A 22,013-nucleotide genomic window follows, 5' to 3' on the forward strand; every position below is an offset into this window, starting at 1 on the left:
TGTGAAGAAAAGTATTTTCTTGCGTTCCCTGGTTGCTTCAGTAGGTGCTGCAACGACGTTACTCGCATTTGCGCCAATCGTTGCAAATGCGAGTAACCAATTAGCAACTCTACAGGATTCAAATGATTCGACAGTGCGCAGCCATGACAAGATCCAAGGAGAAGATGTTAGTCGCAGGCAGGTAGAAGTCAACGCATTTGGTGGGCACTATAAACTGGATTTATTTCCGGAGCTTGTTGACCCGCATATGTCCTTTAGCCGCTATATGTCAACCCGCCGGTTAGAAGTTGCTAAGGTACAAACGTTATCTGGTTTGCCGCCTTTTACAATGACGACCGCGCCAATTTACTCTGCTGAGCTTCCTGCGTTAATTTCCGGAGGTGTGGATGCTCGTGGGGGAGCTTTGAGCGTGTCCGATCAGCATAATATTGAAGATGTGCTCGAAATGTCTGATCTTATTCAAGCAAAGCATGTTAATCAAGATATCGAAAACGATATCAAGTCCTTGGAAACAATGGATGATCTAGTCTCTGATCGTGGCCTCCAGCTCATGGAAGAGATTGCCAATTCAGTGACGCAAGATACTGATGCGAATCAGCGTTTTGCGGCCGCTACTGAACAAAAACGCTTGCTTCAGCCTGGGGAAACATTCAAGCTCTACTCGGCGCTCGATGCAGGGTTTAATGCGAAACGCGCAATCGATTACGCAAATCGTTATGCTGAAAAACCTAATCCCAAAGTGACGACATATCACAGTGATTGTACAAATTTTGTATCACAAGCCATGGCAGCTGGGAGTACACCTATGAGCCCTTCGTGGAATAACGGAGGATTCAAGTGGTCATGGCTTGGACGCCCAACACGATCTTGGATCAACGCGCAGGCGTTTGCGAATTATTTTGGGCTGACTCGAGCAACTAACGATCTCGCCACCTTCACAAAACGTGCAAATGTGGGCTCTCCCGTGGGGCTGAAGAATGATGTTCGTGTGTATCACATCGGATTCGTGGTTGGAAAAGCCGGGCGGGGAACGTACGGGAATAAATCTTACCAAGACATCAAAATTGCCCAACATTCAAAAAACTATGTTGCATGGCTGACTAATCGAAAGACAACGTTGGGTTGGTTGTCTGCGAGGAAGTGGGTGACACGATGAACGGTATTTCGAAAAAAGGAATGATTGTTGTTGCGAGTGTGGCTGCGCTGGTCCTCGCCTTGGGTGCGACGATGTGGTTCTGGTTCGCGCAACCTCCGAAAGACCAAGCGCGGGAACTACTTCAAGAACTTGTGACACGTGGAGAACTGACCGGAGAAATCCACAAAACTGATGCTGCTGTTACCAAAGAAATGGGCGTGACAGAATCGTACACAGCTGGGTGTGTCACGATCATGAGGATTGACGATTCAGAGGATCTACAACGCGCGAAGGACGATGAACTCAGGGCAGGCGTAACGTCAGATATTACTGCACTCGGTGTGAACGGACGTTACGTTCTGGGGGTGACCTCAGAGTGTGAGTCCGACACAGAGAAAGCTGGCTTTGGAAAAGACACCAACCGAGGAGCCAATAAAGACCTCATCATTGCGTTTTACCGGCTCCAACCGAAATAATCGAGCATGATGCCATGTCACGCACGGTGCGAATGTCATCCGTGACAGTACAGCTAGCACAAGAGGGGCGCGGCTAAGATCAAAATCTTGGCCGCGCCCCTCTTGCTGTTTGCTTTTGTGGTGAGCTTACTTCTTCGGGGTCAGGATCACGACGCCGTAGGGCGGCACCTGGATGCGTGCCGAGAACGGGCGTCCGTCCCACGGCACAGCCTCAGCTTCGACGGCTCCAAAGTTCCCCACTCCGCTGCCGCCAAATTCGATGGCGTCGGTATTGGCAATCTCTTCCCATGTGCCCATTTCAGGCAGGCCAAGGCGGTAGTCATTATGAGGAGTACCAGCGAAATTGCAGATGACGGCTACCACGTCCGATCCGTCCTTTGAACGACGCAGGTAGGACAGAACGTTGTGGTCAGAGTCTCCGCCGTTGATCCACTCGAAGCCGTGTGGCGTGAAATCATCGTCGTAGAGAGCCGGATGTGCAGCCTGCACTTCGTTGAGCTGCTTGAGCGCACTCATAACGCCGTCGTGACCCTTGTCATCGGTGAGCCACCACTCAAGCCCGGTGGACTCATCCCATTCGTGGATTTGCCCGAATTCCTGGCCCATGAAGAGCAACTGCTTGCCCGGATGAGTCCACATGTAGCCGAAGAGCAGGCGGATACCTGCGAGCTTTTGCCAGTGATCACCAGGCATCTTGGTGTAAAGCGAACCCTTGCCGTGAACGACTTCGTCGTGCGAAATCGGCAGAACGAAGTGCTCCGAGAAAGCGTACACCAGGGAGAATGTGAGCTCGTTGTGATGCCAGCGTCGGTTAATTGGCTCCTCTGCCAAGTAACGCAACGTGTCATTCATCCAGCCCATGTTCCATTTCAGGCCGAAGCCCAAGCCGCCGGTTTCGGTCATCGCCGTCACGCCGCCCCAGGACGTTGATTCCTCGGCGATCATCATGATGCCCGGGCAGTGACGATACGCGGTGGCGTTCGTTTCCTGAATGAAGGAAATCGCTTCGAGGTTTTCGCGGCCGCCATACTGGTTTGGCTCCCACTGGCCGTCCTCGCGCGAGTAGTCGAGGTAGAGCATTGATGCTACGGCATCCACGCGGATACCATCCAAGTGGAATTCTTTGAGCCAGTACAGAGCGTTGGCAACAAGGAAGTTACGTACTTCGCGTCGGCCGAAGTTGAACACGTACGTGCCCCAGTCAGGGTGTTCACCGCGCAGGGGATTCGGGTCCTCGTATAGCGGGGTGCCATCGAAGCGTGCCAGTGCCCATTCGTCCTTGGGGAAGTGGGCAGGCACCCAGTCCATAATGACGCCGATACCTGCTTTGTGAAGCTCATTGATGAGGTAACGCAAACCGTCAGGATCGCCAAAGCGTGCCGATGGTGCGTAGTAGCCTGTCACCTGGTAGCCCCACGACGGGCCGTATGGGTGCTCAGCGAGTGGCATGAACTCCACATGCGTGAAGCCCATGTACTTCACATGCCCGATCAGCTGCTCAGCCAATTCCTTGTAATCCAGGCCGGGTCGCCATGAAGCAACATGCATTTCGTAGATCGAAATGCGCCCAGCATGTGGGTCAGCTGCGCTGCGCTTATCGAGCCACTCCTCATCGCTCCACGTAAAGTGGGTGTCTGTGATGATTGAGGCTGTCGACGGCGGTACTTCGGTGCAGCGTGCCATCGGGTCAGCCTTCTGGTGCCATGAGCCGTCCTGATACTGGATTTCGTACTTGTAGCGTGCACCTTCTTTCGCCCCTGGGATGAATACTTCCCAGATGCCTGAAGAGCCGAGTGAGCGCATCGCGCCGCGATTGCCTGTCCACGCGTTGAAGTCTCCCACCACTCGGACTGCCTTGGCACTGGGTGCCCAGACTGCGAATGTGGCGCCCTCAACTGGGCCGAGTGTGGTGTCGTAGCTGACCAGGTGTGAACCGAGGATCTTCCATAGTTGCTCGTGGCGTCCTTCGGCAAAAAGGTAGATATCCATTTCCCCCAGTGAAGGGAGGAAACGGTATCCGTCGTCAGTGACGGTTTCCAGATCGCCGTACATCGCCCGAACTTTGTAGTCCGGAATGACATCGGTATCGATCACAACGAACCAGATGCCGTTGAATTCATGGGTCGCTTCATATTCACCGTCCGCCGTAATAATCGTGACGGAGTCAGCGAGCTGTCGCAAAACGCGAATAGTGAGTTTGCCATTGGCGATATGCGGTCCGAGCACATCGTGGGGCGCATAATGGAAACCATTGGAAACGGCGTCGAGAACGTCGTATGAGATATCAATCGGTTGAACCATAATTCACTCTTTCGTTGCCCACAACTTTGTGGGGAGTCGCGTTAATACTTATCACTATTGTGCCCGAGGTGGGCATCGAGTGACTAGGTGGGACAGCGAAGAACCGTGATTCTCCGTGCTGATTGCGGTATGCGCACATTTGTTTCGGGACTTTTGCCTAACGATCTGATCATGGTTTTCCAGGCAACATCCATTTCACTTTCCGCGCAATAATTTTTCGACGCCGGACAGAGGAATATGGATCCAATCAGGGCGCGACGCGGCTTCGTAGCTCACCTCGTACAACGCTTTGTCAAGTTCGAGAGCGTCAAGGAGTTCTTGGCTCTCGACAGGTCCGTATCCTTCGAGGAACGCTGCACGTGCTTGAGCTGCCCACTGTTCGCCGACGCCTGTGGCACCGGCAACGTAGTCAAAGGAACGGAGCATCCCTGCGACATCGCGCAGTGGAAGATCTGGGAGTTGACGGGATTCAAGAGATCGCAGTGGTTCGCCTTCAAAATCCAATGCGATCCACCCTCGCTCAGGGGATCGCAGAACCTGACCTAAATGGAGGTCACCATGAATTCGGGAAAGATGAGGCCACTGACCTGCTAATGCAGAGTCGAAAACTGACTCAATGGCTTTCTGCGCGGTGTGAAGTTGCGGAGCATCGTGGACTGCTTGTTCAAGGCGTTCTTGCCAGACATGGCGAAGTTGTGCCTTAACATCGTCTGTCACCGGCGTTGTTGAAAAAGCCTGACGGAGATCATGGTGAATATTGCGTGTCATGGAACCCAGCTCAACGATCTGTGATCGATCAACGAGTTCTGGCGAACTGGTTGCCTGGGCAGTGAGGACCTGCCACGCATCGACGGAATCTGCGAGGAACTCAGCTGCCACTCCAAGATCAATATGCCCGTCGGTGTCGGCGAAAATTGATCCGTACTGGCGCGGGATTGCCCGTGTGCCGAGCTTTTCGAGGCCTTCCATCAGCTCGACGTCGGGGTTTTTGCCGAAATCGATGACACGGAACATCTTGATGATGATTCCTACATCTTCAGGGTCACTTGTATTTTCCGCATTTCCAGTGGTTGAGGAATCCTTGTGACAAGCGCGAGCGGCGAAAGTGTAGATCACTGATGTATTGGACTGCTCAGAGGCGAGTTTGTGCGACTCAGCGACTCGCGGAAGTTGTGCCGAATTCCCTCGTAGTGTGTGAGTGCTGACCGGCAGAGAACCTTCCCATGTGACATCGCCGAGGATCGCTTCGTAAATTGCCTCACGCCCGGAAGGATGCTCTGTTGCATCGAAAACGCTGAGATTTCCTGCCGGCCCAATGTATCCGAGAAACTCGTGGTCGGCAGCGGTGGGAGCCGTAAGGTAGAGGGGCAATTGATAGACTAGCCCTTCACTTTGAACGAGCTGAAGAATAATCGACGCGCTGGTGTTTCCGGCTCGTGCCCATGGGCCGAACCGGACGTGTGGGTCATTGCCGCGATACCAACGTGCCTGACGCATGATGTTCTCACATGACGTGGCATCCTGCCAGGGTTCTGTTCCTTGGTGGAAATCCATATTTCCCTCATTCAATTAACTCGCCGGTTGTGGCATCGAATGCCTGACCGACGCCGGGATTGTCGAGATTAGCTTCTTCAGGGGCGATCGGGGTCTGTGAAGCTGCAGGATTGGTTAATTCGAGCCAAAAGAAATCGCGGGCAGAGAGCGTCAATGTCATCTCACCACGATCAGTGATGTTCGGGAATTCTCCGCCTCCAAATGTGTCCCAGCTTTGCCATCCCTCATAGCCAGGCACATCCACTGTGACTGAGCGTGGAGTGGAGGCAAGGTTCATTGCACACAACACAACGTGTTCGTCGTTTGAACGCAGGAATGCCAGCACAGATTCGTTGGATGTATCGAGTAGTGTGAAAGCTCCGCTTCCGAGCACCGGGTAGCGGTCACGAACTGCGAGGATGTCGTGGTGCCAGTGAAGGAGCGAGTTGGGCTGTGCAACTTGAGCCTCCACGTTGATTGCCTGGTAATGGTAGACGAGTGACTGGATTGTGGGGAGATAGAGTCTGCCCGGATCGGCGTCGGAGAAACCGGCGTTGCGATCAGGACTCCACTGCATGGGGGTGCGCACAGAATCACGATCTGGAAGCCAGATATTATCGCCCATGCCGATTTCATCGCCGTAGTACAGGTATGGGCTTCCGGGGAGGGAGAGGAGCAGTGCATTTGCCAACTCGATCTGGGGGCGCGAGTTTTCTAGCAGAGGTGCCAGACGACGTCGGATGCCGATGTTAGCGCGCATTCGCGGGTCGGAGGCATACCAGCCATACATGGCGATACGTTCATCATTTGTCACCATTTCGAGAGTGAGCTCATCATGGTTGCGCAGGAACGTTCCCCACTGGCCGCCTGCAGGTGGTTGAGGAGTGTCGCGCAGAATATCACGGATAGCGCGTGCTCGTTCGTCACGAAGCGCATAGTAAATACGCGGCATCACGGGGAAGTGGAAACACATATGACATTCAGGGCGTTCGTCTGTGCCGAAGTACTCAACGACGTCGGATGGCCACTGATTCGCTTCCGCGAGGAGAATCGTTCCGGGGAACTCGGCATCCACCATTGCGCGAAGATCAGCGAGGAATTCGTGCGTTCGTGGAAGATTTTCGCAGTTTGTGCCTTCTTCTTCAAAAAGATACGGGACTGCGTCGAGGCGGAAACCATCGAGTCCCATGCGCGCCCAGAAGCGCACCATGTCAAACATGGCTTCGCGAACTTTGGGATTTTCATAGTTCAAATCAGGCTGGTGAGAGAAGAAACGGTGCCAATAGTATTGGCCGCGCACCGGATCATAAGTCCAGTTTGACGTTTCGGTATCGACGAAGATGATGCGCGCATCGGCGTACCCCTTGTCAGTATCTGCCCACACGTAGAAGTCGCCGTAGGGGCCGGTAGGATCTGTGCGCGATGCCTGGAACCACGGGTGAGCATCTGAGGTGTGGTTCATCACCAGATCGATGATGACACGGATTCCGCGTTTGTGAGCTGCATCAACGAGCGCCTGGAAATCATCCAGTGAGCCGTAAATCGGATCGATGTTCTTGTAATCAGAGATGTCGTATCCACCGTCGCGCATCGGGGACGGGTAGAAAGGAGGGATCCAGATGCAGTCCACTCCGAGCCACTCAAGGTAGTCGAGGTGCGAAGTCAAACCTTCGAGATCTCCGATGCCTGATCCTGTGGTGTCGCCAAACGCACGCAATAACACCTCATAGAAGACCGCGCTGCGGTACCACTCAGGATCACTGTCCAATCCGTTGCGTTGAGTTGATGGGAACGTTATTTTGGAGGTCACTTCATCACCTTCACAGAGAGGATATGAGCGGGACGATCCGAAGGATCGAGACGAACGAACGGGTGGTCATTCCAGTAGTAGGTCTCACCTGTGAGTTCGTCGGTCACTTCGAGCACAGGCTCATCCCCGCGTGAGCGTGCTCCAAACACACTCAGATCGAGCTGGAGCTGGGCGGTTCGAGCCGTGTAAGCATCGAGGTTGGCAACCACAATCACTGCGTCGGCAATGTCATTCGGATTCGGTTCGACGACGGCGGGCCAGGGCGCTCCTGTGGTGGAGGTATTGACGGCACCTGCTGACGTGTGGCCTGATCCTACTGGTGCGAGGTCAGCGACTTCGCTGCGACGTGCAATCTTGGTAAACGACATGATTTTTTCATCTGTGGAGCCGTTGATATGGATGTTACGTAGGCGGCGGAGTGCGAGGTGACGCGAGCGGATGTCGTTGAGCTGCGTAAGGAGATCCTGGATTCCGTTGCGGCGCACAGCCTCGTAATCGCGAGGCTTGTACTCGTACTTTTCGTTGTCGATCTGTTCTTCAAACCCGGGGCGCGGTTCACGTTCGACCAGCTCATAGCCGTTATAGATTCCCCAGGTGGGTGATCCCGTTGCCGCAAGGATCGCACGGATCATGAAGGCATTACGCCCGCCGTTTTGCATGTATGGCGTGAGGATATCGTGCGTGGTTGGCCAGAATGCTGGGCGAAGACGTGAATCTGATTCGTAGGCGAGTTCGCGCAGGTAGTCCTCGAATTCTCCGCGCTCATTACGCCACGTAAAATAGGTGTAGCTCTGGTGGAAGCCAACCGCTCCGAGAGTCTGCATCATTGGTGGCGCAGTGAAGGCTTCGGCAAGGAAAATCACGTGTGGATGGCGCTCACGGAACTCGGCGAGCAGACGCTGCCAGAAGGCGACTGGCTTGGTGTGTGGATTGTCCACGCGGAAAAGCGTCACTCCGTGCGAAATCCACAGTTCGAGGATCCGCACGATTTCCTTATAGATACCTTCGGGATCGTTGTCGAAATTCAGCGGGTAGATATCTTGATACTTCTTGGGCGGGTTCTCCGCGTATGCGATCGTGCCGTCCGCGCGGGTAGTGAACCACTGCGGATGCTCTCTCACCCACGGATGATCGGGGGAGCACTGCAACGCTAGATCCAATGCGACTTCCATGCCGAGCTTGCGAGCGCGGGAAACGAACGCATCGAAGTCTTCGAAGGTGCCAAGATTCGGATCGATCGCATCGTGACCGCCGTCGGGAGATCCGATAGCGTAGGGGCTACCGGGTTCGCCTTCGAGAGCAGTGAGAGAGTTGTTCTTTCCCTTGCGTGCAGTGGTTCCGATTGGGTGGATGGGAGTGAGGTAGACAACCTCGAATCCCATGTTGGCGATGCGATCGAGATCTTGCGCGGCGGTGCGCAAGGTCCCCGAATTCCACGAGCCGTCAGGGTTTTGGGTAGCACCGACCGAACGCGGGAAAATCTCGTACCACGAGCCCACGAGGGCACGTTCGCGGTCAACTGCCACGGGGAACGAGGCGGAGTGCGTTTCGAAATCGCGAAGCGGGTATGTCTTCAACGCTTCGATAACAGAAGGATTTGTAGCACTGGCGTAACGCTCGTTTGCACTTGCAGAGGTGTTCATTGTGGCGGCGGCAGCAGCGAGGAACGTTTCATGTTCTCCCGACGACGCCGGTGCGCTCGCGGCTGCGCGCAGAAGGAGTTCGCGTCCCTCAAGGAAGACAAGCTCAATATCCTGACCGGCTGCGAGTTTGATTTGGGCATTGTGTTGCCATGTAGCCCACGGATCTGACCATGCGCTGATATAGAAGCTCCACTTTCCTGGCGCGGTTGGAGTGAGCCAGGCTTCGTGACGGCGCAGGCCAGGTGCAATATCGATCATCGGCGCGCGTTGGGCGATGTTGCCTGCAGGATCAACGAGCACTGCTTCGGCAGCGAAAAGATCGTGACCTTCACGGAAAATCGTGGCGCGAACGGGGAACGCTTCGTATTCAGTTCCCTTCGCTGCCCAAGCTCCGTCGGCAAGGGAAGGGGAGATATCAACGATCGGGATACGGCCAACTGGCGCGAAAGGTGCCGGGCGTGGAACGCCGAACGGGTTGCCGGGCGTTGTCGGGAGGCGGCGAGAGGAGCGAGTAGGACGTGCAGGAACTTCAGACGGGAGTGGAGATGTCATTTTGGGGGCTCCTTGCGGCTTCGGCGTCGTTGACGAATGCTTGCTCTTACGGTTAAAAATGCTCACGTTGCTATTTTAGCCGAGGGTATGACAGAAAATTGCGTTCACTTGTGACTACGCCTTGGCGGATTCAGCGGCTTCGCCGTAGAGTGTGAAGAGGTGGGCGACGATGTCTTTCTCGTCCAGGCCAGGCGTAAGGCCGTAAGCACTTTCGACGACGGCGTCCAGAGCCTTGTGAGCCTTGTCCAGTTCGGGGTAGAGCCAATCGTTATCGGGATCGTAGAGATCGGCGAGCGTGGCACCAGGGTAGAGGGCACGTGCATCGAGCACTGCTTGCCCAGCTTGCGCAATGATCACTTCTTCCGCTGGTGAGAGATGAGGGAAGACGAAAGTGTTGTACACCAGCGTATTCGCGTATCGATAGTCGCTTTTTAAGCGTCCACCGATGGTGCGCATCCACGCATTGTGTGCTCGGGACATCAAGATCCCAAAGATAAACCGAGAATCTGTAGGAATGAAATAAACTTGATTTCCAGGAATCATTCCATTATCCACAAAACTTAAGGGAATATATTCTCTCCGAGAAGATGTGACCACGGGAATCGCGATATACGTTCCGTCGTGAAATTTGGACGTTGGCCTCAGCAGATGCGGACGGTCTGCCAGTTTGTAAGCATCCCCAGTTTTCACTTGGGCTAGTCGCCACTCATGATTGGCGCGAACGTGCTTCAACACCTCAGGATAATCCCGAAGCTGAGCAGGAGTGGTGTCTGCCAGCCAGAGGCAGTAGCGCTCCTTGCCGTTGATAAATTCTTGCCCCATGGAAAACGGACGAATCCATTTCGCTGATTGTGGCTCAACATCGAGAAGATGATCGCGTTCCTCTGGTTCGAGAATAAGGTTCTGCCCGTCAGTGGGTTGAAATCCTTTAGCCATCGCCGGAACAGATGAGAGAGGCTTCGACCTCTTCGTCACAAAAACATCCGGAGCGGGGGCAAGGTAAGCGTTGATGTTCGCCGGATGATCGACGTCGACGCTGCCGCCCGAATATGTCAAAAGCGTCTTGTGCTCCCAGCGTTCGTAACCGAACCCCACAATCACCACATGAACATGCGCAGCGTCAGTGGACTCGTTCGACCACGCAAAAGTGCGGTGCGCAAAGTTAATCGTCACACCGTCGTCGAACAACGGTTTCCATAGCGGCTCGACCTGCTGGCCTTGAGCAATTGAATTCGTCGAAACCAATGCAGCCTGCGCCCTCGAACCTCGCATGAAATCCGCCGCAAGTTTAAACCAGCACGCCACATAATCGAGCACGCCGCCAGCCTTCCCCATGATGCGAAGGCGATCTTCCTTCTGCTCAGGAGAAAGACGCGAATACCCGATGAACGGCGGATTGCCGATAATGTAGTCGCATTCACCAGGCGAAACGACGTCCCTCCAATCAGTGCGCAAAGCATTGGCGTGAACAATGTTCGCCTTGTCAGCCAGAGGAAAATCCTGAACCTTGCCGTACACGATACTCTCAGCCTCGGCGTTCGCCTGAAGCTCGGCGATCCAGAGCGCAGTGGTTGCCACGTTCACCGCGAAATCATTGATCTCGATGCCGTGGAACTGTGAGAGCGACACCTTAAGCGGAGAAATCGAATCATCCAAGGCGAGCACACCCTGATCATTTTGCAACTCGGAGAGGATCTTGTTTTCCAATTTGCGCAGGTGAATATACGTTTCGGTGAGGAAGTTTCCGCTGCCGCAGGCGGGATCGAAAAAATGCAACGAAGCGATCTTGTTGTGGAACTGTTCGAGGAGTCCTCGCCGCTTGCGATCACCCACACCTGGCGCATTCAAAATATCGTGCAGCTCCGCTTTCAGATCGTCAAGGAAAAGCGGATCGATCAGCTTGTGGATATTTTGCGGGGAGGTGTAATGCATCCCGCCTGCGCGGCGCGAGGCGGGATTCAAAGTCGATTCGAAGACGCCGCCGAAAATCGTTGGGCTGATCTCAGACCAGTCCGTCCCCTGGCTCACATCTTGAAGAAGGAAATCAAGGATCTCCTGCGAAAAATTCGGAATCGTAACGTCCGCTTCGAACAGTCCGCCGTTGACGTAGGGAAACACCGTGAGCAGATCAGAGGCATACGGATCACGATCGGCGTCGGGAGTTTTCAAATAGACAAAAAGATCCCTAAGCGCCGTGCGCGCGTATGAAGGATGCGCATTCTTCAGATAATGATAGAAAGAATCCTTTGCGAACAAGCCAGCATCCTCCGCGAAAAGCAAGAAAACGAGGCGCACACACAACACGTTCAACGAGTGGCGCGATTGCGGAGAATCAGGATCCAGGTATTGCGCGCGCAGGAGATCGTAGAGCCGGCCAATCAGCTGGCCTGCGTCGAGGGAAACCTTCTCTTCGCGACGACGGCGAATCAGTTGCGGGTCAATGAGGAAATCCAGCAAATGGAGTTGCTCAGGTAGCTCGGCGAGACGGAACTCAAGGTAGTTCTGCGCAGGGTGATCGTCGTCAAGATCGTGGATTCGGAAATGATCAAAGTCGCAGACGATGATCGTGTCGGGTCGCTCCGAATTGCGCAAGGAATCCGCATACCGTTTCGCCTGCTCGAATGGCGTGACCATCACGCCTTGGCGCATCTCTGGCTTATCGAGATCAACGCCGAGCGACTTCTGTTCAATCACGGTCTTCGCATCGCGGATCGTGACGTCGATGTAACCGTGTGTATTCGTCGCCTTCTCAAAACGAACGTTCGTCGTGACGTCGTCCATGCCGATAACATCGCCGAGCAACTCAAGCCAAAACGAGGAAGTATCGCCCTTCTCGTAGCCGCGGCCAGCCCACTTCTGTGCAAAATTGCGGGCGGCCCTCTTGCGCTGAGTCGCGGAAAGAAGTGGCATGGAGGACTCCTCGGGAAAGTGACGAAAAAGCACCAAGTGGATGGTGACATCACAAAACTATACTCCCGCGAGGATCCTTATGAACTCATCAGAGCCAGCCGTTATTGTGTGCGATGCGTGCAGCTTCCATCCGTGTCGTCGCTCCCGTCTTGCCAATCGCTGACGAGAGATAGTTTCGAACTGTTCCCTGCGTGAGATAAACGCGCTGTGCAATCTCTGCAATAGGCAATCCCGTCAATGCAACGCGTAACACCTCCTGCTCACGCACGGTCAGCGGATTTACCCCAGCGAACAACGACTGTGTCGCCAGCGAGGGATCAACCACATGACCTCCGGCATGGACATCACGAATCGCTTGTACTAACTCCTCAACAGGTGCGTCTTTCAAAATGAATCCATGCACACCCATGTCCAGAGCTCGGCGCACATAGCCGACTCTCCCGAATGTCGTCACGATCAAGACACGCACCCCATAACGACGCAGGAGTTCATCGGCTGCGTCGATACCACTGAGCCCAGGCATCTCAATATCAAGGAGGACGACGTCGGGAGCCAATTTTTCCACCGCTGCAACAACGTCATCCCCGCGCGAGGCTTCGCCAACAACCTCAATGTCGTCCTCAAAGGACAACAGAGCGGCAAACGCTCCGCGGATCATTGCTTGATCGTCAGCAATGAGAACTTTGATCATTGAACTGCTCCGTTCCTCAGGTGAGACCATGATCTGGTGAGATATGCGCCAGCATTTCCACCGTAACCGTAGCACCGGGGTCGTTGTGAAAGAGTACGTGACCTCCAGCAAGAGTCACACGTTCGAGGATCCCGCGAAGACCGTTGCCCGAAGCTGCGCCCGACGTGCCGGCGTCACCAGCAGAAACCAATGTGCCATCCTCCGCATGAGGAGGCGCGATGTCAGGCCATGTATCGTCGCAAAAATTTGGGAATCCCTGGCCGTTATCGCTCACCTGTAATGCACACTCCGAGACATTGATGGTTACTTTGCTGGCTTCGGAGTGGCGAATGATATTGGTGACGCACTCGCGCACAATCCATGCGAAGAGTTGATCGAAACGAACACTGACGCCCTGGTTCACAATGTGTACTGTAATTCTCGCCTGCTCCAATGCTGCTTGTGCGTCGTCCAATTCTTGATCCAGATGCCGTTCGCGCAAGCCGGAAACAGTTGCTCGTACTTCGCTGATTGCTTCTCGTGAGAGAGCGGAAATCTGTGCTAACTCTGCACGAGCGGCTGTTGGATTTTTCTCCACAAGCTTGGACGCGACTTGCGATTTTAAAGTAATAACCGTCAGTGAATGACCAAGCACATCGTGAATATCGCGAGCCACACGATCACGTTCTTCAAGCACTGCGAGCCGCGCCTGAAGCCGGATCTGTTTTTTGGTCGTATCGATGAAGAACCGTGAACCGGCAGTAACAATGAAGACACCGATTGCGTTGAAGATATACTCCCATGGAGTCTCTCCCGACCACACGATAAAGGCAGTCGCCGCAGAAATAAGCGCGCTACCCAATAACATTGCTAAACGCACGGGCGTGAGGAAATTCCACACCGGCAACACAAAGTTGAGGTAGAGGAATGATTGCCATCCTATTATCGGGTACAAGTTCACCGAGATCAGCATCAATACCACGCCAACTGCGACACCTTTGCGCGGATTGATATCTCCTCCAAAAGTCATTGCTTTGGCAAGCGAATACACATAGATCGCGATGAAGCTCAGCGCCCCGATCATGCCCAGAACACGCTGATACGTCTCCAGATCGCTAGTCAAGAGATTGGCGATTGAGGGGATGAGTAGAGCTATCCAGGAGCAGGACATGACAAGGGAGATAACATCGCTCTTGGTCAGGGATTTGAAATACTTCAGCATCGGCGTCAAGTTCGGGTAGCGGGTGGCAATGAGTGGATTTCTGCTATCGGTTTCGGGAGCGGCGCAACCCCCACATTGCGAGTGTTGCGAAGAGAACCGTCCACGCCACGTAGTTTGTTATCGCTAGCGCCAACGATTCGTGATAGAAAGCGCCATCCATCGTCGACGCGTTGCCGCCTGTGACCGGATACCGTACGAGTACACCAATCCCATAGAGCGGAGTGAAATGTGCGATGGTCAGCATCGTGCCGCCCAACGGGGAAAAAATATTGCCGAGGAAGCCGAAAACCACCAGCAATCCTGCTGCGATCGATGATGCCGTCTCGGAACGCAAAAGCAATGCGACGCCCAGCGCGTATAGCGCGAAACTTGTCACTAGCACGGCGATCAACACAAACGACGCCGTTAAACGTGCCAGTGGCGCCTGCGCACCCATCACTTTCCCCACGAAGAACAGAACGAACAGGGGAAGTGCCGCCATCACGAACGCGACGACGACACGATTGCGTAACATGTGGGTGTCGCGCAGTGGGGTGATCGCGAGCTGACGACCCCAGCCGTTCACCCGTTCCATCGCCACCGTTCCGGCGTAACCGACCGCTCCAGTCGCGGCGCCGTAGAGCGCCATATTGATCAACACCATCGCGTTGACGTTGCCGTGCCCTAACGGGAATTTTCCATAGCTTTGTATCGCGCCAAACACGATATACAAACCGATGGGGAGGGCGACGGCGTAGAAGATGTTCTGGGGGCTTCGCAGATAAGATTTGAGGTCAATAGCAATCATGATCGGTCTTTCAGGGTGAGGTTGGTAGTGGCTTTTGCGTCTGCTGTGCTGGCATTTCTTGGAGCAGTTTCTTTCGCAAGGAGCGTCTTAAATGCTTCGTCCAGATCCGGCAAGGCGATCTCAAGATCGTGAGCACCAAAATCCAACAGCATTTTCGCTGCGGCATCTGACTGTGCGTGAGCAATATGGACGACGTCGGCGTCGAAACGAGCATCGAAACGTTGAGTGAGCTGCGCACGTTGCTCGTCACTCAACGCACCGCGAGCACTGACGTGTCTGATTCCGGCAATATTTCGAATCTCGTTCGTCGGCCCGTCGGCAATGACATGCCCGCGATTGAGCATGATGATCCGATCTGCAAATTGCTCCGCTTCTTTCAGATAGTGAGTTGCGAACAATACCGTGCCTCCATCACGGCGGTATTGAGCGAGGGAAGCCCAAAATTCTTCGCGCGCAGTGGTATCCAAACCAGTGGTCGGTTCGTCCAAAATCAGAAGCTCGGGCTGGGCAAGCAGAGCTATGGCAAATCGCAACCGCTGTTGCTCGCCGCCTGAAAGTTTCTTGATGTACCGCCCACGCGCGTCACTCAGATTCACCTGGGCAAGTAGTGAATCAACATCGAATGATCTGTGATAAGCATGGCCGATATACTCGATGACTTCGTATACTTTTAGATCCTGACGCAGACTTGCCGACTGTAAAACTGCTGCAATTTTTCCGGCTTTCACCGCCTCTACCGCAGTCATTCCAAAAGCGGTGAGCGTGCCGGAGGTCTGCGTCGTCAGCCCTAAGAGTATGTCGATCAGTGTCGTTTTTCCGGCGCCGTTCGGCCCAAGCAGAGCCACTGATTCGCCGTTTTTTAATGTGAAAGATACACCATCAAGTGCATTGACGGTGTCGTGTGCGCGGCCAAAGGATTTCACAACCTCGGCGGCGTCAATGATGTGTTGTCGGTTCATGCTTGTATTCTTACTCAGCAGGAGGAATGAAGCCATCCTGCAACGTCACGAAAAATACATGACAGATGTCAGGAGCAAAGCCAGATCTTATGCAGATTCGAGCTGCGCTATGTGCTGCCAGAAATATTAGGTATCCTCAAATTAGCTAAAAACGTGCTACTTTTGCTATAAAGTGTCGTGACACATCTGCTACATGAGTGTTGTGACACAGTGTGAGTTGAGGAATGATAGTAGTAGGATCCTTCGCAAGGTAGAAGCGGGGAAAAGATTCACCGTGACAAACCGTGAGGTGTCCAGTTGCCCACCTTATCCCGGTATCTGATGTCGAATCTCGGCGTTTTCCTCGCCTGTAATACCTGACCGGCATCCCACATCTACCTGTTCTTGGGAATACCAACGACGCAGCGTCTCTTTCGAGATTCCAAGCTTGGGAGCGATATCGACGATCACCGCCGTGACCGCCATGCTTTGATCTTCACATAAACGATCATCAACTAAACGAATCGCACGTTCTTTAAATTCCTGTGAATACTTTTTTTGGGGGGGGCATAGCTCAATCCTCCTTGATAAAACCGAGGAACAAAACATAGGACGCTTCACCGCAAGTTTTGAGCATTAGCCCAGAAAATAGGTCAATAAAATGTAATGTGATTATATGTTTCTGGTAAGGCTTAAAAGACGATGAATCTGTATATAGGAGGATTAATGCGTCTACTCCCTGCCATGCTTGTGATAAGCATAGGTATAAGCTCTGTGTTATGTAGTCATCCGAAGTATGAAATAGATGATGAGCGAAATGTATCTGGTGGATATGGGGTTTATGAAGAGTTTAAAGTTAATAATCCCTGGAACGATTTCAGTCTAAATCGCTCGGTAATACTACCAACTGCTCGTTGTAATGGAGCAACAAATTGCATTGCTGAAGGTGGTGTTGGAGGGAATCGGCCAGACTATTACCTCGCGAGAAAAATCATGATGAGTGGGAGTTCGACTAACGTTGATATTTCAAAATTTACAAAATGGACGACTAACTTTGGGCACGGAAAAGACAGAGTCACGCTTGTAAATACGAAGACGGGTTGGGGTCTGTAGAAAGATCTCGACAATCACCGAGGCAATACCAAGAAAGTGATATCCCCAAACGGGAAAATTGTGGCAACTGTTGAAGCGAAAACTGGAAGAACGCTCCTCATCAGACGTGGGGGTAACATCGTTTACAGTAGTCGTACTCAACCAGGGATATCAATTTGGTAGAAAGTAGGTAGAATTGGCCGACACCCCAAAGTTCAACATCGGTTTCCAGCCGTGGCCGGTTTCGCCTGATGCGCAGAGGAAGGAATTTCCTCCGGGGATGTTTCACATGTTGTCGCCTGAGTCGGATCGCGCTGCGGTGTTTTGGTATGACTCGAATGTGTGTGCCGAACTTGTGCCATGGATGGATATTGCAAAACCTTATGAGGGACTCACGCTCTCTGTTTTCCTCAACGAAGACGACGAGCAACAATTCAGCGCCACCTTCTTCTATGAGCCGTTCGACGAGATCGACTCGCTTCCCTTGGCTCGATACCTCGTTGAAAGAGAGGAATGGGTTGAGCGTGGGCCGGCGGATAATCCATACATGCCGATCGTGGAGCGCCTTGCTGGTGCGCTAAGTAGTATTCGCACGGAAGAACCCGAAGTGCTCCCCGTCGGTGACGTACTTGTTCACAACCTTGGTGACGGGTTGTCTGTGATTCACGCATGTATCGGGGATGCGATGCTCCGTCTGGTCCAAATCGAAAACGTGTGTACGGTGGATGATGATGCCATTGCGGATGACGATGCTGAACTTCACGAGCGAACCGTTGGCAAGGTATTCAACGTTCTCACTGCACCCAACTCCGGTCCACGCTGGTGGACTTACGGTGGACGCCTCCTCGTCGGAGAAGACCTCCTGGTGTACACACCGGATGTCCAAGCGAGCAAATTCCACGTGCCACTCACCGGCGACGATATCCCCGAAGTTATTCGATCCCTCGTGCCAATGCTCTGGAACGCCGGCGAACCAATCGAAGCGAAACGTTACGAGGGTCTTCTGTTGACCGGTGGATGCCCGGAGGGTGAATGCACCTGTTCATGACGCGTGTGCTCTGACGGCAGACGACTCGTGCTTCACGAGACCCGAAGTAAAGAAGAGTGGTGGCTAGGTCATTTTCTTCCCTAGCCACCACGACTTCATATCAGCACAGTCGCCGACGCCGCCTCGATCAGATCGCTTGCGGGGTCAGCTTCCACACCTCGCGTGCGTAATCGCGGATCGTGCGATCTGAGGAGAAGCGTCCGGATGCGCAGATGTTGATCCACGCCATCTTCGCCCATGCGCGACGATCTGCGTAGTAATCAGCCGCCATACGATCCTTCGCTTCGCGGTACGAAGCGAAGTCACCGATCACGTAGTACATGTCCGGGCCATCCCAGCCGTTGCCTTCGTAGAGCGACTTGTGGATTGCTGCAAACTGGCCGGTGCCACCGTCGTCGAGAGTGCCATCAACAAGAGCCGAAAGCACACGCTGCAGCCCTGGGGTTGCGCCGGCAACCTCGGCTGGGTTGTAGTTCGCCTTGAGCTGCGGCAGTTCCTCTTCGGTAGCGCCGAAGATGTAGGCGTTCTCGTGGCCGACGGCGTCGACGATCTCTACGTTTGCGCCGTCCATCGTGCCTAGGGTCAGTGCGCCGTTCATCATGAACTTCATGTTCGACGTACCCGACGCTTCCTTACCGGCCATCGAAATCTGCTCGGAAATATCCGAGGCAGGAATGATGTGCTCAGCTGGAGACACGTTGTAGTTCTCGACGAACACAACCTTCAGACGGCCAGCCACATCGGCGTCATCGTTGACCATATCGGCGATCGTGTTGATCAGCTTAATGATTGCCTTCGCCATCACATAGCCCGGTGCAGCCTTCGCACCGAAGATGAACACGCGCGGAGGAACGTCAACGGACGGGTTATCCTTGATACGGAAGTACAGATCGAGGATGTAGAGCGCATTCATCAGCTGGCGCTTGTACTCGTGGAGGCGCTTGATCTGCGTATCGTAGATCGCATCAGGGTTGATCTCGATGCCCTGGCGGTTCTTGATCCACGCAGCAAAATCAACCTTGTTCGCGTGCTTGATCTCGTTGACGCGATCCAAGACGCGCTCATCATCCGCATACTTTGCCAGGTCAGCAAGCTTGTCCAGATCCTTCACCCACGCTTCGGAGCCCGAAAGCTCGGTCAGCAGAGCCGACAGGCGAGTGTTGCACTGGTGAAGCCAGCGACGCGGGGTCACGCCGTTCGTCTTGTTGTTGAACTTCTCCGGCCAGATGTCATGCCAATCGTGGAGGGTGTCGCGCTTAATGATCTCAGTGTGGATCGCAGCAACACCGTTGATCGAGAACGATGCATAGCACGCAATCCACGCCATTTTCACGCGCCCATCGGCAACGGGCGCCATGTAGTCGATCTTGCCCTGGTCATAGCCAGCCTCGGCAAGCTCAATGCGGAAACGACGATCGATCTCGTTAACGATCTCCAGGATGCGGCCGAAGAGCTGAGCGAAGATCGACACTTCCCATGTCTCCAGAGCCTCAGCCAGAACCGTGTGATTCGTGTAAGCGAAGGTGTTCGACACGATCTCCCACGCCTTTTCCCAAGTGTAACCATGCTCATCAAGAAGAATACGCATGAGCTCCGGAATCGAGATCACGGGGTGGGTGTCGTTGAGCTGAATCGAGTTGTGCTCAGCGAAGCCATCGAGTGTGCCGTACTGCTTGAGCTCGTTCTCGACGATCGCCTGAAGCGACGCGGAAACGAAGAAATACTGCTGGCGAACGCGCAGAACCTTGCCCTCGTAGGAAGAATCGTTGGGGTAGAGCACGCGAGAAATATCGGAAACCTTCTCACGCTCAACAATTGCCCCGGTGAAGTCCTGAGCGTTGAAAGCGTTGTAATCGAAGTCGTTGATCGGCTCAGCTTTCCACAGGCGAAGCGTTCCAACGTTCTTCGTGCCGAAACCCGTGATCGGCATATCGTAAGGGAGGGCGCGCACTTCGAGGTCGTCGAACTTCACGCGGCGCTGAGCTTCTTCGCGACGGATGACGAAGGGGTAGCCTTCTTCCATCCATGAGTCAGGCTCTTCTTCCTGGAAGCCGTTCTCGAAGTACTGCTTGAACAGGCCATAACGATAGAGAATACCGTAGCCGCGAACCGGGAAATCCTGCGTGATAGAGGAATCGAGGAAGCAGGCTGCCAGGCGTCCCAGGCCACCGTTGCCGAGAGCAGCGTCATGCTCCTCTTCGAGGACATTGGAGAGGTTCTGTCCCAGATCTGCGAGTGCTGTGCGCGCATCCTCAATGAGCCCAAGGTTGGAGAGGTTGTTGTACAGTGCGCGACCCATGAGGAATTCAGCTGAGAAGTAATGCTGCATACGGGAAGCGTTGTAACGCTCTTCCGTGGCCTGCCAGTTGTCGGCGAGTGCTGCAACGACGGTGGTGGCCAGCGCCTGCCAATATTCCATGGAGGTGCCCGACATCGGATTTCGGCCCGAGACCGCGCGCACTTGCGTGCCGATCATGTTGGAATCGAACATGTTGCTCCTTTTCAAAGGATGGGGTGGCGGAAATATTTTTCCGCGATGACCACGCTCCACAATACCTGCACCCATAGGGGAAAATGAACTTGTGCCCAATGAAAAGCTGTGGCATTGACTGTAACAAATTACAGGCTTGAGAGGTTTTCCCGGTGCGGTTAGGTGCAAAGTCCCGCGTCGTCGACGTCGGCGGCCAAAACGAACCTGCGCCAACAGGTATGTCTTGCTACAGTGAAACTCAGCAACTGCGGAACCTCATCCGGCCTCTTTCCGAGTTGCCCAGCACGAGGCATCGTTGCCGTGAATACCCAGAGGTCGGTAAATAATCGACCTAGGGGATCGCTGATGATATCACGTGTTGTCCGCACATTGACCGCCCTCACACTCGTGACATGCTCTGTGGGAGCCTGCTCAACGCCAGATGCTGAACAAAAAAATGGTGACGCGCCAAGGAAAAAGATCAGTTTTATGCTTTCGTGGGCGCCGGATACGAACCATATCGGAGTCTATATCGCGAAGAATAAAGGATGGTTCAAGGAATCAGGCATCGATGTCGATATTTTGGCCACGGCGCAAGCAGGCGCTGAGCAGGCGGTGAATAACGGACTGGCAGATTTCGCACTATCGAATATGACGAATGTTGGGATTTATTCACTCAAGGGCGCCCACCTCAAAGAAATTCTTCAAATCCAACAAAAGCCGAGTGCAATCTGGTGCGCATTGGCATCGAATAAAAAGATTACGCGTCCAAAGGACCTCGACGGGACGACGTTTGCCACATTTGGCGCCAATGAATCGGATGCTGTTGTGCGCAAAATGATCCAAACAGACGGGGGAAAAGGAACGTTCGATAAAGTCATCGTGGGAACCTCCACCTTCGAAGTTCTTGGCTCTGGTAAAGCCGACTTCGGTGGCTTCTACGATACATGGGAGGGTGTCCAATCGCGTCTCCACGGACCCGCATTGACCTGCTTCGAAGCCCAAAAATCTGGGGTGCCAGGGAACCCTGATGCCATCGGCATCATCACAAACAACGCACTGATCAAGAAAGATCCGCAGCTCGTTCGTTCCTTCACCCAAGCCGTTCAGCGTGGCTACGCCTACGCGTACGAGCACCCAGACGAGGCAGCAAAAATTTTGGTTGACGAGGCTCCCGAAGCCAATCTTGAACGTGATTTTGTCAAGAAATCGATGCAATACATCGTTGACGGGCAGTTCTGGGGAGACCCGGCGAAAATCAAGAATGGAACCTTTGTCTTGGGGACTAACGATTTCTCCGGCACACAGGCATATGCCGATTTCCTCGCCGATGCGCGCACGTATGAGGACATCAACGGCAAACCGGTGACACATGCTCCAGTTTCTCGTGAGCTGGCAACCGACGAATTTTTAGCGAAGTAGACCC

The 22,013-nt window shown here is 53.8% G+C and carries 15 protein-coding genes; 4 read left to right on the plus strand and 11 right to left on the minus strand.

The features are described from left to right. Nucleotide 1: 1 nt before the first annotated feature. A complete protein-coding gene (locus ACTOVJ_RS06840; protein ID WP_449504353.1) occupies nucleotides 2-1,156 on the plus strand; it encodes an amidase domain-containing protein in 1,155 nt (384 codons plus the stop codon). Then, complete coding sequence (locus ACTOVJ_RS06845; protein ID WP_449501652.1) at nucleotides 1,153-1,611, plus strand: hypothetical protein; 459 nt, start codon at nucleotides 1,153-1,155, stop codon at nucleotides 1,609-1,611. Before ACTOVJ_RS06840 ends, ACTOVJ_RS06845 begins: the two co-directional genes overlap by 4 nt. 126 nt (nucleotides 1,612-1,737) lie before the next feature. Here the strand turns inward: ACTOVJ_RS06845 and glgB are convergent, their stop codons facing one another. The 10 genes from glgB to ACTOVJ_RS06895 all read right to left on the minus strand — a co-directional run bounded on the left by glgB (nucleotide 1,738) and on the right by ACTOVJ_RS06895 (nucleotide 16,586). Next, nucleotides 1,738-3,912 carry a 1,4-alpha-glucan branching protein GlgB gene (gene glgB / locus ACTOVJ_RS06850; protein ID WP_449504352.1) on the minus strand — a complete coding sequence of 725 codons (2,175 nt, stop codon included), beginning with the start codon at nucleotides 3,910-3,912 and terminating at the stop codon, nucleotides 1,738-1,740. A gap of 195 nt (nucleotides 3,913-4,107) precedes the next feature. Continuing rightward, on the minus strand, nucleotides 4,108-5,466 hold the full coding sequence (locus tag ACTOVJ_RS06855; protein WP_449502951.1) for a hypothetical protein: 1,359 nt from the start codon (nucleotides 5,464-5,466) through the stop codon (nucleotides 4,108-4,110). 7 nt (nucleotides 5,467-5,473) lie between these two features. After that, entirely contained in the window at nucleotides 5,474-7,255 is a 1,782-nt protein-coding gene (gene treS, locus ACTOVJ_RS06860) for a maltose alpha-D-glucosyltransferase (RefSeq protein ID WP_449501649.1), read from the minus strand. Then, complete coding sequence (locus ACTOVJ_RS06865; RefSeq protein ID WP_449504351.1) at nucleotides 7,252-9,450, minus strand: alpha-1,4-glucan--maltose-1-phosphate maltosyltransferase; 2,199 nt, start codon at nucleotides 9,448-9,450, stop codon at nucleotides 7,252-7,254. The genes treS and ACTOVJ_RS06865 overlap by 4 nt, the downstream gene beginning before the upstream one ends. Nucleotides 9,451-9,564: 114 nt before the next feature. Beyond that, the gene (locus tag ACTOVJ_RS06870) at nucleotides 9,565-12,360 is read right to left on the minus strand and encodes a class I SAM-dependent DNA methyltransferase (protein ID WP_449504350.1); all 2,796 of its coding nucleotides are present in this window, start codon (nucleotides 12,358-12,360) and stop codon (nucleotides 9,565-9,567) included. A gap of 88 nt (nucleotides 12,361-12,448) precedes the next feature. Next, on the minus strand, nucleotides 12,449-13,051 hold the full coding sequence (locus ACTOVJ_RS06875) for a response regulator transcription factor (protein ID WP_449504349.1): 603 nt from the start codon (nucleotides 13,049-13,051) through the stop codon (nucleotides 12,449-12,451). Nucleotides 13,052-13,067: 16 nt separating this feature from the next. Beyond that, nucleotides 13,068-14,252 carry a sensor histidine kinase gene (locus ACTOVJ_RS06880; protein ID WP_449504348.1) on the minus strand — a complete coding sequence of 395 codons (1,185 nt, stop codon included), beginning with the start codon at nucleotides 14,250-14,252 and terminating at the stop codon, nucleotides 13,068-13,070. 43 nt (nucleotides 14,253-14,295) lie between these two features. Beyond that, nucleotides 14,296-15,039, minus strand: a complete 744-nt coding sequence (locus tag ACTOVJ_RS06885; RefSeq protein ID WP_449504347.1) for an ABC transporter permease — start codon at nucleotides 15,037-15,039, stop codon at nucleotides 14,296-14,298. Further along, a complete protein-coding gene (locus ACTOVJ_RS06890; protein WP_449504346.1) occupies nucleotides 15,036-15,998 on the minus strand; it encodes an ABC transporter ATP-binding protein in 963 nt (320 codons plus the stop codon). The genes ACTOVJ_RS06885 and ACTOVJ_RS06890 overlap by 4 nt, the downstream gene beginning before the upstream one ends. A 306-nt stretch (nucleotides 15,999-16,304) precedes the next feature. After that, nucleotides 16,305-16,586, minus strand: coding sequence for a transposase (locus ACTOVJ_RS06895; RefSeq protein ID WP_449504661.1), 282 nt, complete (start codon nucleotides 16,584-16,586; stop codon nucleotides 16,305-16,307). Nucleotides 16,587-17,265: 679 nt separating this feature from the next. On the opposite strand from ACTOVJ_RS06895, the gene ACTOVJ_RS06900 reads away from it, so the two are divergent. Next, nucleotides 17,266-18,117: a hypothetical protein gene (locus tag ACTOVJ_RS06900; protein ID WP_449504345.1), complete on the plus strand. Its 852-nt coding sequence runs from the start codon at nucleotides 17,266-17,268 to the stop codon at nucleotides 18,115-18,117. A 127-nt stretch (nucleotides 18,118-18,244) separates the two neighbouring features. On the opposite strand, the gene ACTOVJ_RS06905 is transcribed toward ACTOVJ_RS06900, so the two are convergent. Then, on the minus strand, nucleotides 18,245-20,608 hold the full coding sequence (locus ACTOVJ_RS06905; protein WP_449502463.1) for a glycogen/starch/alpha-glucan phosphorylase: 2,364 nt from the start codon (nucleotides 20,606-20,608) through the stop codon (nucleotides 18,245-18,247). A 345-nt stretch (nucleotides 20,609-20,953) separates the two neighbouring features. Between ACTOVJ_RS06905 and ACTOVJ_RS06910 the strand changes: the two genes are divergently transcribed. Further along, nucleotides 20,954-22,009, plus strand: a complete 1,056-nt coding sequence (locus tag ACTOVJ_RS06910; protein WP_449502462.1) for an ABC transporter substrate-binding protein — start codon at nucleotides 20,954-20,956, stop codon at nucleotides 22,007-22,009. Nucleotides 22,010-22,013: the final 4 nt, after the last annotated feature.

This window comes from Arcanobacterium sp. (ex Cirak et al. 2026) (assembly GCF_053585065.1).

What these genes read in the sequence shown, in the direction of transcription:
- ACTOVJ_RS06845 (WP_449501652.1), top strand. Translation starts at nt 1,153, where the DNA reads ATGAACGGTATTTCGAAAAAAGGAATGATTGTTGTTGCGAGTGTGGCT.
- glgB (WP_449504352.1), bottom strand. Translation starts at nt 3,912, where the DNA reads ATGGTTCAACCGATTGATATCTCATACGACGTTCTCGACGCCGTTTCC.
- ACTOVJ_RS06855 (WP_449502951.1), bottom strand. Translation starts at nt 5,466, where the DNA reads ATGGATTTCCACCAAGGAACAGAACCCTGGCAGGATGCCACGTCATGT.
- ACTOVJ_RS06865 (WP_449504351.1), bottom strand. Translation starts at nt 9,450, where the DNA reads ATGACATCTCCACTCCCGTCTGAAGTTCCTGCACGTCCTACTCGCTCC.
- ACTOVJ_RS06870 (WP_449504350.1), bottom strand. Translation starts at nt 12,360, where the DNA reads ATGCCACTTCTTTCCGCGACTCAGCGCAAGAGGGCCGCCCGCAATTTT.
- ACTOVJ_RS06875 (WP_449504349.1), bottom strand. Translation starts at nt 13,051, where the DNA reads ATGATCAAAGTTCTCATTGCTGACGATCAAGCAATGATCCGCGGAGCG.
- ACTOVJ_RS06880 (WP_449504348.1), bottom strand. Translation starts at nt 14,252, where the DNA reads ATGCTGAAGTATTTCAAATCCCTGACCAAGAGCGATGTTATCTCCCTT.
- ACTOVJ_RS06885 (WP_449504347.1), bottom strand. Translation starts at nt 15,039, where the DNA reads ATGATTGCTATTGACCTCAAATCTTATCTGCGAAGCCCCCAGAACATC.
- ACTOVJ_RS06890 (WP_449504346.1), bottom strand. Translation starts at nt 15,998, where the DNA reads ATGAACCGACAACACATCATTGACGCCGCCGAGGTTGTGAAATCCTTT.
- ACTOVJ_RS06895 (WP_449504661.1), bottom strand. Translation starts at nt 16,586, where the DNA reads ATGTTTTGTTCCTCGGTTTTATCAAGGAGGATTGAGCTATGCCCCCCC.
- ACTOVJ_RS06905 (WP_449502463.1), bottom strand. Translation starts at nt 20,608, where the DNA reads ATGTTCGATTCCAACATGATCGGCACGCAAGTGCGCGCGGTCTCGGGC.
- ACTOVJ_RS06910 (WP_449502462.1), top strand. Translation starts at nt 20,954, where the DNA reads ATGATATCACGTGTTGTCCGCACATTGACCGCCCTCACACTCGTGACA.